The sequence below is a fragment of the Paenibacillus durus ATCC 35681 genome, assembly GCF_000993825.1.
In the GTDB taxonomy this organism is placed as follows: Bacteria; Bacillota; Bacilli; order Paenibacillales; family Paenibacillaceae; genus Paenibacillus_AQ; species Paenibacillus_AQ durus_B.
Window position 1 is genome coordinate 5,199,699 of record NZ_CP011114.1, and the last position, 13,928, is coordinate 5,213,626.

Below are 13,928 nucleotides of genomic sequence, written 5' to 3' on the forward strand. Positions count from 1 at the left end.
GACGAACATGGACATATTCACAGTGTTTCCAACGATCAGCACATCGTTCATCGTCATCAGCGCGGTGCTTGTGGCTATCGGTTGGGGACTCATCATTAAAGGCAAACGCGAGGCGCATAAGAAGACGATGATTGCCGCCGCGATTTTTGCGGTACTGTTCTTTGTTGTGTATGCGTCGAGAACGGTATTTGTCGGCAATACGTCATGGGGCGGGCCGGAGAGCCTGTCGGGGCTGTATCATGTGTTTCTCATTTTTCATATCGTGCTTGCATCCGTAGCCGCCGTATTCGGCATTACGACGCTGACGCTGGGCTTCAAGGAGAAATACGCCAAGCACCGCAGGTGGGGAAGAGTCACCTCTGTGATCTGGTTCATCACGGCCATAACGGGCGTGGCGGTATATGTGCTGCTATATTTGATGTATCCAGGCGGGCATACGAAGCCGGTGTGGGAAGTGATTATGGGCGCGTAAAGCGTCCGCGAGGAAAGCTGTCCAAGAAGAAGAGGGTGTCTTAGAAGCCATGTAAAAGGCAGCTAAGGCACCCTTTTGATTGGTGGCCTATACCTTGAATTTATTGACCATTCCAATGAGCTCTTCGGACATCTTGGCGAGCGCCGAGGCGGAGCTTGTGATTTCCTCCATCGTGGCGAGCTGCTCCTGGCTGGCGGCGGAGACGCTTTCTGTGCCTGCGGCAGTGTTGTCGGCCACAGCTGAGATATGCTCGAAGGTGGAGACCAACTGCTGCGTGCTCTTCGAAATATCCTGTGAGATGTCTGTTACTTTAGCCATCTGCACCGCAACACCCTGGATGGACGAATAGATCGTGTCAAAAGAATTGCCCGCCGCGAGCACCGCATCCATGCCGGAACTTACAACTTGGGTGCCGAGCGCCACTTTCTGCATGGTGGTCATGGTGTGTTCTTGAATGCTATCAACGAGACCGGCAATATTCTGCGCAGAAGCGGCGGATTGCTCCGCAAGCTTGCGGACTTCCGCCGCAACCACGGCGAAGCCTCGGCCTGCATCCCCGGCCCGGGCCGCTTCAATCGCGGCATTCAGGGCAAGCAGATTTGTTTTGCCCGCAATTTCAGAGATCACGTTAACCAACTGGTTGATGTTCTGAGAACGCTCACCCAGAACCGTGACCTCACGAGAGATGTCGTTCACCGTTTCTTCGATGTTGCGCATGGTTTCAATGGCAGTGCGGATGTTCAGGCTTCCCTCCTGGGCGAGCTGCGAAGAGCTATCCGCCTCTTTAGACACTGCTTTGGCTTCGGTGGACAGCATCTCGGCTTCTTCCGACATATGATGAATGGCCTTGAGTCCGTCCCTGACCGTGCTAAGCTGTCGTTCAGCTCCGGTCGTAACTTCTCCCGTAATCTCCACGACTTGCTCTGTCGCCTTGGTAGTCTGTTCGGCCCCGGCCGTTAGTTCCTGGGAGGCTGCCGCTACCTGTTCGGCATTAATGCCGACTTCCTGAATGAGCCGGCGCAGATGGTCGACCATGATATTGAAGGAAGCCGCCAATGTGCCGATTTCATCCTTTCTGGAAATCTCGAACTGCTGCATCGTAAGATCGCCGCCGGAGATAACCTTCGCGGCGTTAGAAAGCAATAGCACCGGTCTCGAAATCGACCGGCTGATCCAGAGGGCTACAGTTACCCCGATGATGATAGCCAGCACGGAAATCGCCAGCGAAAGCTTCTGGGTAGCCGCAGTCTGTGTTTCTGCGTTGGCAATTCCCTCCTTCAGCAGGCTCTCTTGAATAGCCGTCAATTTCTGGGCTGCTTCATAGAATTTCTTGGAGATGGGCTCAATATTTGTTGAGCCGATTGCCATATAATCGGCTGTCTTGTTCTGCGCTTTCAGATCAAGCATTTGCTCGGCGTAGTTGGTGTACTGAATCTGCAGCAGGTTTAGACCTTGCAGCAGCAGCCACTCATCGGAATCATTAATAATGGCCTCAAGCTGATGGCTAAGCTTCTTGTATCGGGCAATTGCGGCCGTATATTGTTCCAGAGAGGCCTCGTCCGCGTACAACAAGTAGGAGTTCGTTGCTATTTTCTCATCATTGATCGCAATGCTCAGGTCTTTAATCAGGCTGACGGCAGTGGAACGCTCGTCTATTAATTGCTTGTAGGTGCTCTCGATGCTGTTCATCTGGAAAAAGTTGATCGTTCCTACGACCACCAGAAAAATGAGTATCAGGGAAAAGCTGCCCAGCAGCTTTGATTTGATAGAATGCAGGATTGTCATCGCGCCACCTCTTTAGGAATTCATTTCTGCAAGCGTTGCCGTTGCCTCTTTGCGGAACTGCTGCGAGGCTGCCTCCGGCGTCTTCAGTCCATCGTTGACTTGTTTGCCGAGGCGCAGCAGCAGGTTGTTTACCTTGCTGGCTCCGCGCGGAGGCGGAGGATCAATCGGCTTGTTGTGGCTCGCGACATACTCGATATAATCGTATTGCTCTTTACCGCTGTCGTTCGCTTGCTCCGATAACAGCTTCCGAATCTTACCGGCAATCGGCACCCCGCGCTCACCTTGCAGAATTTCATTTGCCGCCGTGTCATTGGTGAAGAAATTGATGAACTCGGCAGCGGCTTCCTTATGCTTGCTGTAGGACGAAGTGGAGAAGAATTGCGACGGTTTCAGATAATTTCCTTCCTCTCCGCCTTGCAGCAGCGGCAATGGCATCATGCGAATCGTTCTTCCCTTAAGCTGGCTATATAGAATGACCCGGTTGCTCGTAATTGGGCTGAAAGCGGAATCGCCTTTAACGATCAGCGAATCCTTCTCTTCCTTGCTTCCGGAGAACGCCATAATACCTTCGTTTACGAGTGTCTTTTGCAGTGTGAAAAAATCAGTCAGATCCTGGTCGTTCTCATATCCCAGCGCTTTGCCGTCGGTGCTGAACAGCGTCGCTCCTTTTTGCCGGATGTAATAGCTGAAGTCCAGCGTCTCCGCATCTAGCGGATAGAAATCTTCGCCAAGCTCGGCTTTGAGCTGTTTGCCTGTCTCAATCAATTGATCATAGGTGATTTCCGGCCCGGGTCCTTTGATGCCCGTCTGCTGGAATACCTTGGGATCATAAATCAATGCCGGTGCGTTAACGCCGAGTGAAATACCGTACAACGCATTGTTGATTTTGCCTGGATCGACGTACACGCTGTCCACATCGCTCAAATTGATCGTGCCCTTTTCCACAAAAGCATCCAGTGGTTCAAGCAGCTTGCGTATGGAATAATCGGCAATCATACTGTAATCCATCTGAAGCACGTCAGGAAAATCCTGATCTGCTGCTTTCATGGCCAATTGATCCCAATACCCCGATAACGGTACGGTGGAGCCTTCGATTTTAATTTCGGGATGCTGCTCTTCGAACAGCTTGATGACCGCTTCCGTTCTTTTCTGCCGATCTTCCGACCCCCACCAGAAGACTTTCAGTGTGATGTTGGTATCCTCCGTCTTGTGTTCTTCAACGGCTTTGTTGGAACATCCTGCGACAATTAAAGCCAAGCTAGCCAAAATCATTATGAAGATGCGTGTCCTTGCATATCCCTTCACCCGTTTACCCCCCAAAAAGATAAATGATAAGCTCTTATATATATCGGTATGGGCCAGGCAAATTTTATCAAGCATAATTGGAAAATTATGGTGGAGAATATCATAACGCACATGGCGGCGCCCACTGCGGAGGTAAGTGAGAGAGGTTCAGTGTTCAGGTAGATTTTACCCGAAGGCTTCTTTTTTGTGGGCAGTATTTTTTGCCTATATCTCCTTGACGTTGGAAAAATAAGGACATATACTGTGTATATAGATATATACAGTAAGCACACATAATCACACGTTAAAGCGAGGTTAACCTTCATGCAGACATTGAAAGATTCGTTGTTCATGATCCGGGGGGATTTGCGGGGCGACAAAATAAGGATTGTGATTACTACACTGTTCTCCATCGTCTTTATGACTTATCTGGCAGGACTGATGGGATTACTCGTCAATGAATCGGCGGACACCCATCAGCGAAGCGTTTTGCCAGACTATTTGCTGCTGGCTGTAGTTCCGTTCCTCGGAGTTGTGTATTCCCGCCGTGCGATGAAGTATTGGAGCTCGGATTCCTACACGAAAATGCTGGCGTATCTGCGAAGCCTGCCCATCCCGCTGAAAGCCGTCCTATGCAAAAGAAAGCTGCAATCAGTCATATGCTTCGCGCTGAACGGCGCATTGTTCTTTGGACTGGTCTACGCGCTCGCCGGCCATCTCAGAGCTTCCATCTCACCGCTCGGCTATGTCGTGTTTTCCTTGACCTGGATCGGCTATGGATTGGCAATAACGGGTTTGTACATTTTTATCGAGTTTCTATATAGCGGCAAAGCTTATTTCTGGCTCCTTCTGCTGATCATGCTGATTTCTTTTGGAGTAGCTATGCTGGTGAAATTCTCCGGAGGCAATCTGCTGTTCTACAGCCTCGCCTACTCGAAGGAGTGGGGGCTGCTGTCTCCCCTGATGTGGGGAACGCTGATTGCGGGCACGGTATCCGTGCAACTGTTCTCCAGGTGGACGATTCTCAGGCTGAAGAGCCGGGACCTTGTATGATGACGGGGGACGAATCGGCTAGCGGGCGGGAAGGCGGTGTAAGCAGTGTGGATTCCTATACAAATTGATGAAAAAAGCGCGGAGCCGCTGTATCACCAAATCGAGACGCAGCTTCGGTCGCTGATTATCAGTGGCAATCTCGCGGAAGGGACGCTGCTGCCCTCGATCCGGGAATTTGCGGGGGATTTAAAATGCAGCGTGATCACGGTTCGCCGGGTGTATCAGGATCTGGAGGGTGAAGGGCTGCTACGGACGAAGCAGGGAACGGGAACCTTTGTCTCCCATGTCGGAGACGGAGCGAGAGCGGAATACCGGAGGGAAACGGTCCGCAAGGCGCTGGAGGCGGCGGTCGATACCGGGCGCTCGGTGCAGTTCGGCGAAGAGGAGTTGAATGAGCTTTTTCAGGAAATCGTAAAGCGCAAATACGGGGAAGAGGACGAAAAGGGGGAGTGAGGCATGGTTCGACTGGCGGTGGAGATGCGGAATGTGATCAAGAAAAGGCGCTCCAAAACGATAGGGCCGATCAACCTGGAGCTGCCGGAGGGACATATCATCGCGCTGGTGGGGCAGAACGGTTCGGGAAAAAGCACGCTTCTGAGCATGCTGCTGAAGCTGGCGCTTCCGGAAGAGGGGACCATTCGCTGGTTCGGGAATAGCGCCGAAGGCGAACTGCCGATGGATATCCGGCGGAGCATCGGCTATGTGCCGGAATCCCCGATCCAAGAGGAGAGCCACTGGACGCCGGAAGAGGCCGCTTGCTTTCGCAGCAGGTGGTATCCGGAGTGGGACGGCGATTTTTTTCAGGAAATGCTGGATAAATTCGAGGTGCCACGAGGGTCCAGGCTCGGTAAAATGTCCAAAGGTGAACGCCGCAAGTTCGAGATCGCGGCCGCGCTGGCTGCCGGTCCGAAGCTGCTGCTGCTCGACGAGCCTTCATCGGGGCTGGACCCTTTTGCCTGGCGGATCATGATCGAGACGTTCCAGCGCTATATGGATGAGCGGCAAGCGACGATCGTCATTTCCACGCATATTGTTGAGGAGGTGCGCCGGCTGGCCGATTACATCGTCCTGCTCCATAAGGGGGAGCTGCTCGGCATGGTCGAAAAAGACACGCTGCTCGGTACATGGAGCGAAGTCTGGGTCAGCGCGGCGGATGAAGCGGAACTTGCAGAGCTTGCGGCCGAGCTCCCGGAGGCGCTGGAACTGAGTATGCAGGCTCCCGGCATGGCGCGGATGATCACCTCCCGTTTGCCGGATTTAGAGAAACGCTTTGCGCATCTGGGCGTAAAGAAGATCAAGAGCCGCAGCCTGGAGTTGGAGGAGATTTTGAGCTTGTGGACCATGGGACACCGTCCCGATCTTGTCGATCTAAGGAGAGGAGACTAGAGAATGGAAGCACTAAAGCTGGAGGATGTTGTGAAGCAGTATGGAGACAAAACGGCGGTGAATGGAATTACCCTTGGCGTCGAGCCGGGGGAGATCTACGGTTTGCTGGGGGCCAACGGCGCGGGCAAGACGACGACGATGCGCATGGTGCTTGGCCTGATTTATCCTGACGGAGGGACTATCCGGTACAACGGCAAGCCGTTCAGCAGCGAGCTTCAGTCCATCATGGGCTACCTCCCCGAAGAGCGGGGGCTGTATCCCAAAGTGAAGGTCAGTGAACAGATTATCTACCTTGGGCGTCTGCGCGGCATGTCCGCAAGCGATGCCGACAAGAGCCTGCGGTACTGGCTGGACCGCTTCGAGGTGCCGGATTACTATAACAAAAAAATCGAGGAGCTGTCCAAAGGCAATCAGCAAAAAATGGGCTTCATCGCCGCCGTTGTACATAAGCCGCAGATTCTCATTCTGGACGAAGCTTTCAGCGGCCTTGATCCGGTCAACGTCGAGCTGCTTAAAGATACGGTCAGGGAGCTTCGCGACCAGGGTACAAGCATCCTGTTCTCAACTCATCGGATGGAGCATGTCGAGGAGCTGTGCCGCCATATTACGATTCTGGACCGCTCCAATACGGTCGTGCAGGGCGACCTCCGCGAGATTAAGCAGGGCTATCCTCGGGAAGAGGTGCTGCTGCGTACACCGGGCGAAGTGACCGGGCTTGACCGTATTTCCGGCGTGACCGCCGTAGAGCGGCAGGAGAGGGGATATCTCGTTCGGATATCCGAAATCGGCGCGGCTCAGCGGATTCTGAAAGCGGCGCTGGAGCAGGGCGAAGTGGAGCATTTTGAAATCAAGGAGCCGACGTTAAACCAAATCTTTATCAGAGTGGTGGGTGAATCTCATGAATAAGATGGGAACGATTATCGGGTTTACGTTCAAGAACAAGGTGAGAACGAAATCCTTTCTTGTAACAACGCTGATTTTGGTTCTGCTGCTCAGTATCGGAATGAATATCCCTTATTTCATCAAAGTGTTCAAGGGTGAAGACGGAAGCGGAAGCGCTCCAAGCCCGGGTGTTCACATTGCGGTCATTGCGGAGAACGGCAGCCGCGCGGCGCAACTTCTGCAGACTTACGCGCAGCAGTCGGGAACGGGAGCGACGGTCGTTCCGTACGCTTCAGCGGATGACACTGGCCTGAAGCAGGCTTTGTCGGACGGCAAAGTGGACGGATATCTTACCTTAACGGAGCAGGATGGTATGGGACTCGCTTCGGTCGTCTACCATTCCAAGGACGATAGTTCAGAGGAGCAGAGCTTCCTCCGGAGCGCTCTCCAGCAGGTCAACGCGCAGCTGATCGCGGGCGACCGGCTGACGCCGCAGCAGATCGCGGCCATGAACGCGCCGGTGCAGCTTGGCACCGAGAAGATCAGCGCGGACGGCGAGTCGGCTCAGAATAAATCGCATCCGTTAATCAACTATGTTATTGTCTACGTCTTGCTTATTCTGTTCTTTATGTCGATTATGATGACCGGCAATATGATCGCGGCGGAAGTTACTTCGGAGAAAAGCTCGCGCATCATGGAAATCCTGATTACCAGCGCCTCGCCGCTGGCGCAAATGTTCGGCAAGGTCATCGGCATTTTCCTGGTCGGCCTGCTGCAAATCGCCATTATCGCGGCCGCCATCGCCGCCAACCTGATGCTGCCGCATAATTCAAGCGTTCTGCAGGATTTCAATCTCGACCTGGGACAGCTCAGCGCCAGTCTGCTGGTCTACGGAATCATTCTTTATATTCTCGGCTACTTCCTGTACGCTCTGATGTACGCCGCCGTCGGCTCCATCGTCAGCCGCACCGAGGATCTCGGGCAGGCCGTAATGCCGATCATGATGCTTGGTTTCGTGAACTTCTACGTTCCGCTGTTCAGCATCTCGAACCCGAACATCCTGTTGGTCAAGGTTACGAGCTATGTGCCATTCACCTCGCCCCTCAGCATGCTTCTGCGAATCGGCGTCGGCGACGTCGCCGTCTGGGAAATTATCGTGTCGCTGCTGATTCTGCTTGTCACAATCTTCGGCATGGGCTGGCTGGCCGCGAAGATCTACCGCACCGGCGTGCTGATGTACGGCAAGCGCCCAAGTATCAAGGAGCTGCGCAAGGCGATGAAGGCTTATAAGATCTGAGGACAACAGAATTAATGATGTGAGTAACCATTATAGTTGAGACTCCTTTAAATAATAATTGAGACAGGTTTACAATACATGTTTGAGACAATTTGAACCCTTGGTACACCGGAAGTGCTGATGTATCAAGGGTTTGTTCTTTTATAAGGAAGTATTAGAGTTGGACATTCTGGACGAAAATGAATTGACAGTAATGCAATAAAATATTCAATTATAAATCGGATAAATCGTTGGTTTATTAGTGTCTTATAACAATAATGTTATGAAGTGTACTCTATGGATTTAAAACTAGAAGTTCATTATTTATGTTCGCTTAACAGATGTCCACTTTTTATTCTAACTGCAAAATACTGCTTGTGAGTAACCATTCGGAGTTCGCATCTAAACCCAGTACCAAGGAGTGGAAATAATGAATAAAAAACAACAACAAAGTTTAGGAATACTGTTTGCAGCCTCTTTTCTTTCGCTAACAGCGAGTCAAATTATTCATTCTAACGGGAGTACTCTGATGGATTTCGCGCAAGGGACTCTAACTGGTATGGGGATTGTGGGTATGGTGCTGACCATCGCAACCTTTGGCAGATATAATAAGCGTAGCCAATAAGAACGAATCCTGTTGCAAGGGTCAATGCAGTTGATTTATAAGTAGTTATTGATTTAAATTCTTACATGTCTTGTTTGAGGAATCTAGTACTTCATCAGTCTAAAAGCAGTTAAATCATGGAATCTATGATATAGTCAAAGTAAAAGAGGTCGAGCCGATGAAAAAACGAGACTATATCGTAAGTCTAAACGCTGAACAACAAGAGGAACTGAAACGTATGTGTAGCCAAGGAAAGTCGACGGCGCGCGCGTTGCGGCGAGCCCAAATTCTGCTGTGGGCCGATGAAAATCGGCCAGGCGGTAAACTTTCGGATGTGGAAATCGCCGAACGCTCAAACGTGCATACCAACACGGTCCATCTCGTTCGAAAACGGTTTGCCGAGCAAGGCCTTCAGGCCACGCTTGAGCGAAAAAAGCGGTTAACCCCACCGAATCCTCCCAAAGTTACAGGCGAACTGGAAGCCCAAATCATTGCACTCAGTTGCAGTCCACCGCCCGAAGGAAAGAGCCGCTGGTCCTTGCGGATGCTGGCCGACAAAGCCGTTGAACTGAACTACATCGAAAGTCTTTCCTATGACACGGTAGATAAAATTTTAAAAAAACGAGCTCAAGCCTCATCTTCGTAAATGCTGGTGCATTCCGCCAAAGCAAAATGCCGCGTTCGTTGCCACCATGGAAGATGTATTGGAAGTGTATCGACTGCCTTACGATCCGGCTTGTCCCGTCATCTGCATGGACGAAAAACCGTACCAGCTTCTGGATGAAACCCGGGTGCCCATTCCGATGAAACCCGCTAAACCGCTGCGAGAAGATGCGGAGTACGTGCGCAATGGAACGTGCAGCATTTTCATTTTTACGGAACCACTTGCGGGCTGGCGACATGTGAGTGTTCGTCCACAGCGCACGCGGGTGGAATGGGCGGAACAAGTCCGCGATCTGTTGGATGTTCATTACCCGGAGGCTCCGAAAGTGCGCCTCGTGATGGATAACCTGAACACGCATTCTATCGCCTCCCTGTACCAGGCATTCGAACCGGAAGTGGCTTTGCGTCTGGCGAAACGCCTGGAAATCCATTACACACCAAAACACGGTAGTTGGCTTAATGTGGCCGAAATCGAACTCAGTGTCATGACCCGCCAGTGTCTGGGACGCCGGATTCCTTCTTTAGAAGATTTGGCCCATGAACTTACCGCATGGGAAGCGGGACGCAATGCGTCTCAAAAGGGAGTAGACTGGCAATTCACCACGGAAGACGCCCGAATCAAACTGAAACGCTTATATCCACAATTTAAAGACTGATGAAGTACTAGTGTATTTATGTTCAACCAGCGGAAAACGTTAATTCAATAAAAGAGGTAGCCTCGGACTTTATTTTCTCGTCCATGGCTACCTCTATTTTTATTTCCGGATTCAAACAAGCTTGCGGGCTGAATTCAGCCGACTGGGCCCTGTGCAGAGGGGGACCAGTGAGCTACCACGTGGCATCGGACTAGACATGTCTGGGATTGTGGACGCGGTAGGTGATGTCGTCATCGATGTCGTCATCGGTGTTGCCATCCTAGGAAGCGCCGACTACATCGGCGCCCCGATAGCCGGTGCATCGGATCGAGCGATCATAGACCAATGGGCACGTATGCCAGCAGGACTCGACTTCGTGCAGACTGCGGCGCTGCCATTGGCGGTCGAGACTGCCTACCGGAGCATTGAATACCTCGGGGCGAGGTCGGTCCACTCCCTGTTGGTGCAAGGAGCCGGCACAATAATAGATTCGCTGCCGTCCAAATCGCCTCATACGCGGTACTCACGTGATCGCTACAGCTGGTAATACTACTTATGCCGACCGACTACGTACGATAGGAGCGGCGATGATTTCGTACGGCGACGGAATGGTCGAGCGTGTGACTCAACTGACCGGAGAGCCGATGAACCTGGTTCTGGACACTGCATCGGTCAGCAGCGTACTGCACGATCTTATCCTGATCACTGATGGTGATCACCGAAGTTGTAGACTGACTTAGAGGTGCGCCGACACGCAGTGATTGGTATATCCGCCCGGCGCCCAGCTCCAGGTCATTATCAGTTCATGCTCAGTAGGAACCGGCGGCGAAGTCGCTTATTAAATATGACCTTCTTCGCAAGATCCCCAAATTCACAAAACGGGTAATCCCGTTCGGGTAAAAATCTGTACCGCCTCCGGTACCAAACGATTTTGCCCAGGCGAGCTGTAAAACAAAAAAAGATAATGTGAGGAATGTTTACAAAATGTGTCGGAGATGTTATATTGATAGTAAGTTAACCGGTTAACTTCTCTGCATCTCACCAGATAGTTCACACCATTAATGAAAGAAGTGAAGCATATGGCGAAGAAAAATAGCTTTTATGGATGAAAAACTGTTAACGAATCAATTAAAGGAGATAACGCACGAGCCTATGAGTGTAAAAAACAGGGAATGGCTTTTCACTCTTTTCTTGCGGTGACTATCGCTTCGCTTGCGGCAAAACAAATATTTGTGACAACATCCAATTTGATTCACGTATTTCCGAAAAATACTGAAAAAGTAATCAGATATGTATTAAATATGCGGAAGCTTCTACAATGTTAATCGACACAAAATATGATGGAGAATGGTTAAGCGAAAATAGAAAGCGATTAAAGAGTGGGGTGAAATTCCAATAAGAGAAATAGCGAAGATCTATCTTCTTAAAGTTAATCAAGGAGATCTTTGGTAAATCCACAGCCTTTATGAATCGAATTATTAATCCTGATTTTCCACAAGTAACATAAATTAACTAACATAGCTTACTCTGAACATTTAAGTTAAAATTATCAGTTCATTAATTGAATAAATCATTATCTTAATAAAAAAAATGTCAGAAAGATTTACATGGGGAGTTATTTATTCATATAGAAATTTTTAATCTAAGGATGGCCGAAGGCGCGATAAAAGCATGAATTTTTCGAACAGTTTCTTGTAAGTTCAAGCAAACATATAAGGATGGTAAAACTTTGGAACGAATTCAATACAAAAAAAATCAGACGGCCGCAGTAGTCTCGAGCTTTCCGATTGCAATCATGTCTCTTACTATAGGTGCATTTGCGATCGGGATGACCGAATTCGTCATCATGGGTCTTCTTCCTAATGTTGCAAGTGACCTGAACGTAAGCATTCCGAAGGCAGGACAGCTCATTACGGGCTACGCACTCGGCGTCGCGGTTGGCGGGCCAATTATGGCGATCATTACCAACAGACTTCCGAAAAAAATGCTGCTATGTCTGCTAATGCTCTTATTTATACTCGGCAATATCATTGCCGCAGTTGCCCCAAGCTATTCGGTACTTATGGTTTCGCGAATATTAACGGCACTTACTCATGGAACTTTTTATGGCGTTGGCTCGATTATTGCCTCTGGACTCGTCCGTCACGATAAACGGGCTAGCGCTATATCGTTAATGATGGCCGGTATAACTGTCGCAAACATTATTGGCGTTCCGTTTGGCACTTTTATTGGACAGCATTTTGGGTGGAGAGCTTCCTTCACGTCCATCGCAATTTTGGGCGTCTTGTCGCTGATTTGTATTATAACTTTTATCCCTAAGATACGTAATGAGGCATCTTCCACCTTAATCCGGCAGCTTAAAGCTCTCGCTCAGCCTAAACTGGTCCTCATTTATTTAGCAGGCGCATTTGGTGTTAGCAGCCTGTTTATCGTATTCACTTATATTGCGCCGCTGCTTGAAGAAGTGACGGGATTCGCTGAACACAGTGTCAGTTGGATATTGGTGCTATTCGGCTGTGGTGTTACACTCGGCAACCTTCTTGGCGGCAAGCTGGCTGACTGGAAGCTGATGCCATGGCTAATCGTTAGCTTCACCTTAATGGCAGCTGTGCTTGCGCTGTTCTGGTTCACTGACCGGAATCCGACTGCCGCTGTCATTACGATTTTTATCTGGGGGATGGTCACATTTGGACTATTTCCTGGTCTTCAGCTTCGAATTATGACGCTCGCCAAAGACGCTCCGGCGCTCGCCTCGACAACAAACCATGCCGTGCTGAACTTGGGAAATGCAGGCGCGGCCTCTCTTGGCGGATTGGTGATTACGCAGTTCGGACTATCTACTCTACCTTTGTTCGGTTCGTTGCTCAGCTTCATCGGACTGCTGCTTATTGTCATCGTCTACGTATGGGACCGCAGAGATGCATTCTAAAATTCTCATATAGCTTTTATAAATAAAATATAAGAAATGTTAACATCATATGTGTAATACGGAGTGTTTGAATTTATACATTAACTTAAAATACTATAATTTACAGAATAATAAGCAAATTCATGAAGGAGAGTTTGAAATGAATCGATATGATCTAAAAGGCAAAGTTGCATTGATTACAGGTGCGGGACAAGGAATTGGAAAAGGCGCAGCACAAGCGATTGCACATAGCGGCGCTAATGTGATTTTGTGTGGTAGAACAATGGATAAGCTAAATGAAGTAGCGGAAGAAATCAAACTCTTAGGTGTAGAGGTATTGCCTATCAAAATGGATGTTTCCAATATTGATGAGATTAATAATGCGGTTTCTCAGGGTGTGGAGAAATTCGGAAAAATTGATATTCTGCTCAATTGTGCAGGTATATGCGGTGAATTCAAACTGGTAGATACTGAGCCAGAATTCTGGGATAAAATCTTTGATATCAATCTACGAGGTTCTGTGTTTATGTCAAAAGCAGTGGCAAAACATATGATTGAAAAAGGCATTAATGGAACCATACAATTTGTTTCTTCTCAGGCTGGTAAGCTTGGTGAGTATGGATTTCCTGCTTATAGTGCATCAAAATCAGCATTACATGCCGTGTGTCAGTCTATGGCTCTTGAACTTGCAGAGTATAACATCAATGTCGTCACAGTTTGCCCTGGTTTCACGGATACACAAATGATGCAAGCGGAATTCCAGGAAAAAGGCGCGCTGAATAATACCGATCCCAAAATACATGAACAAGAGTTGATTGATACTATTCCTCTAAAAAGAATGGCTTCTCCGTATGAGATAGGAAGTCTCATGGCGTATCTTTCCTCAGAAGAAGCTTCTTATATCACTGGTGTAACAATCACCATCGCAGGAGGTTATGTGAATATATAAAATAACGTGTCTAATAGGGCCTGTACGCAAA

Annotated in this window: 13 protein-coding genes; 10 read left to right on the forward strand and 3 right to left on the reverse strand. The window is 49.5% G+C overall.

Annotation, left to right across the window (positions count from 1 at the left end; all coding sequences use genetic code 11):
- Positions 1–7 precede the first annotated feature (7 nt).
- Entirely contained in the window at positions 8–472 is a 465-nt protein-coding gene (locus tag VK70_RS24300) for a DUF420 domain-containing protein (RefSeq protein ID WP_025693758.1), read from the forward strand.
- Positions 473–559: 87 nt separating this feature from the next.
- On the opposite strand, the gene VK70_RS24305 is transcribed toward VK70_RS24300, so the two are convergent.
- Together VK70_RS24305 and VK70_RS24310 are read right to left on the reverse strand one after the other, a co-directional pair.
- A complete protein-coding gene (locus VK70_RS24305; protein WP_025693757.1) occupies positions 560–2,257 on the reverse strand; it encodes a methyl-accepting chemotaxis protein in 1,698 nt (565 codons plus the stop codon).
- A gap of 12 nt (positions 2,258–2,269) precedes the next feature.
- Positions 2,270–3,562 carry an ABC transporter substrate-binding protein gene (locus VK70_RS24310; RefSeq protein ID WP_025693756.1) on the reverse strand — a complete coding sequence of 431 codons (1,293 nt, stop codon included), beginning with the start codon at positions 3,560–3,562 and terminating at the stop codon, positions 2,270–2,272.
- A 303-nt stretch (positions 3,563–3,865) separates the two neighbouring features.
- Between VK70_RS24310 and VK70_RS24315 the strand changes: the two genes are divergently transcribed.
- From VK70_RS24315 to VK70_RS28075, 7 genes are all read left to right on the forward strand, one after another.
- Positions 3,866–4,594: a hypothetical protein gene (locus VK70_RS24315; protein WP_025693755.1), complete on the forward strand. Its 729-nt coding sequence runs from the start codon at positions 3,866–3,868 to the stop codon at positions 4,592–4,594.
- A gap of 45 nt (positions 4,595–4,639) precedes the next feature.
- Positions 4,640–5,047: a GntR family transcriptional regulator gene (locus VK70_RS24320; RefSeq protein ID WP_025693754.1), complete on the forward strand. Its 408-nt coding sequence runs from the start codon at positions 4,640–4,642 to the stop codon at positions 5,045–5,047.
- Positions 5,048–5,050: 3 nt separating this feature from the next.
- Entirely contained in the window at positions 5,051–5,980 is a 930-nt protein-coding gene (locus VK70_RS24325; protein WP_025693753.1) for an ATP-binding cassette domain-containing protein, read from the forward strand.
- A 3-nt stretch (positions 5,981–5,983) separates the two neighbouring features.
- Entirely contained in the window at positions 5,984–6,886 is a 903-nt protein-coding gene (locus VK70_RS24330; RefSeq protein ID WP_025693752.1) for an ABC transporter ATP-binding protein, read from the forward strand.
- Entirely contained in the window at positions 6,879–8,159 is a 1,281-nt protein-coding gene (locus VK70_RS24335; protein WP_025693751.1) for an ABC transporter permease, read from the forward strand. Before VK70_RS24330 ends, VK70_RS24335 begins: the two co-directional genes overlap by 8 nt.
- Before the next feature lie 409 nt (positions 8,160–8,568).
- Positions 8,569–8,763: a hypothetical protein gene (locus VK70_RS24340; RefSeq protein WP_025693750.1), complete on the forward strand. Its 195-nt coding sequence runs from the start codon at positions 8,569–8,571 to the stop codon at positions 8,761–8,763.
- Positions 8,764–8,920: 157 nt separating this feature from the next.
- A protein-coding gene (locus VK70_RS28075; protein ID WP_144415158.1) for an IS630 family transposase occupies positions 8,921–10,061 on the forward strand; the annotation gives its coding sequence in 2 pieces (ribosomal slippage) (positions 8,921–9,360 and positions 9,359–10,061; 1,143 coding nt in all).
- 259 nt (positions 10,062–10,320) lie between these two features.
- Here the strand turns inward: VK70_RS28075 and VK70_RS28080 are convergent.
- Positions 10,321–10,554 (reverse strand): hypothetical protein, encoded by a 234-nt coding sequence (locus VK70_RS28080; protein WP_144415302.1) that lies wholly within the window; start codon positions 10,552–10,554, stop codon positions 10,321–10,323.
- A gap of 1,281 nt (positions 10,555–11,835) precedes the next feature.
- Here VK70_RS28080 and VK70_RS24360 point away from each other — a divergent pair.
- Together VK70_RS24360 and VK70_RS24365 are read left to right on the forward strand one after the other, a co-directional pair.
- Positions 11,836–12,969 carry an MFS transporter gene (locus VK70_RS24360; RefSeq protein WP_081755032.1) on the forward strand — a complete coding sequence of 378 codons (1,134 nt, stop codon included), beginning with the start codon at positions 11,836–11,838 and terminating at the stop codon, positions 12,967–12,969.
- Positions 12,970–13,108: 139 nt separating this feature from the next.
- Complete coding sequence (locus VK70_RS24365) at positions 13,109–13,897, forward strand: SDR family NAD(P)-dependent oxidoreductase (RefSeq protein ID WP_025700397.1); 789 nt, start codon at positions 13,109–13,111, stop codon at positions 13,895–13,897.
- Positions 13,898–13,928 lie beyond the last annotated feature (31 nt).

Excerpts from the sequence above, each read along its gene's own strand:
- VK70_RS24365 (WP_025700397.1), top strand. The coding sequence starts at position 13,109 with ATGAATCGATATGATCTAAAAGGCAAAGTTGCATTGATTACAGGTGCG.
- VK70_RS28080 (WP_144415302.1), bottom strand. The coding sequence starts at position 10,554 with ATGAGGCGATTTGGACGGCAGCGAATCTATTATTGTGCCGGCTCCTTG.
- VK70_RS24300 (WP_025693758.1), top strand. The coding sequence starts at position 8 with ATGGACATATTCACAGTGTTTCCAACGATCAGCACATCGTTCATCGTC.
- VK70_RS24325 (WP_025693753.1), top strand. The coding sequence starts at position 5,051 with ATGGTTCGACTGGCGGTGGAGATGCGGAATGTGATCAAGAAAAGGCGC.
- VK70_RS24335 (WP_025693751.1), top strand. The coding sequence starts at position 6,879 with ATGAATAAGATGGGAACGATTATCGGGTTTACGTTCAAGAACAAGGTG.
- VK70_RS24315 (WP_025693755.1), top strand. The coding sequence starts at position 3,866 with ATGCAGACATTGAAAGATTCGTTGTTCATGATCCGGGGGGATTTGCGG.
- VK70_RS24340 (WP_025693750.1), top strand. The coding sequence starts at position 8,569 with ATGAATAAAAAACAACAACAAAGTTTAGGAATACTGTTTGCAGCCTCT.
- VK70_RS24360 (WP_081755032.1), top strand. The coding sequence starts at position 11,836 with ATGTCTCTTACTATAGGTGCATTTGCGATCGGGATGACCGAATTCGTC.
- VK70_RS24305 (WP_025693757.1), bottom strand. The coding sequence starts at position 2,257 with ATGACAATCCTGCATTCTATCAAATCAAAGCTGCTGGGCAGCTTTTCC.
- VK70_RS24330 (WP_025693752.1), top strand. The coding sequence starts at position 5,984 with ATGGAAGCACTAAAGCTGGAGGATGTTGTGAAGCAGTATGGAGACAAA.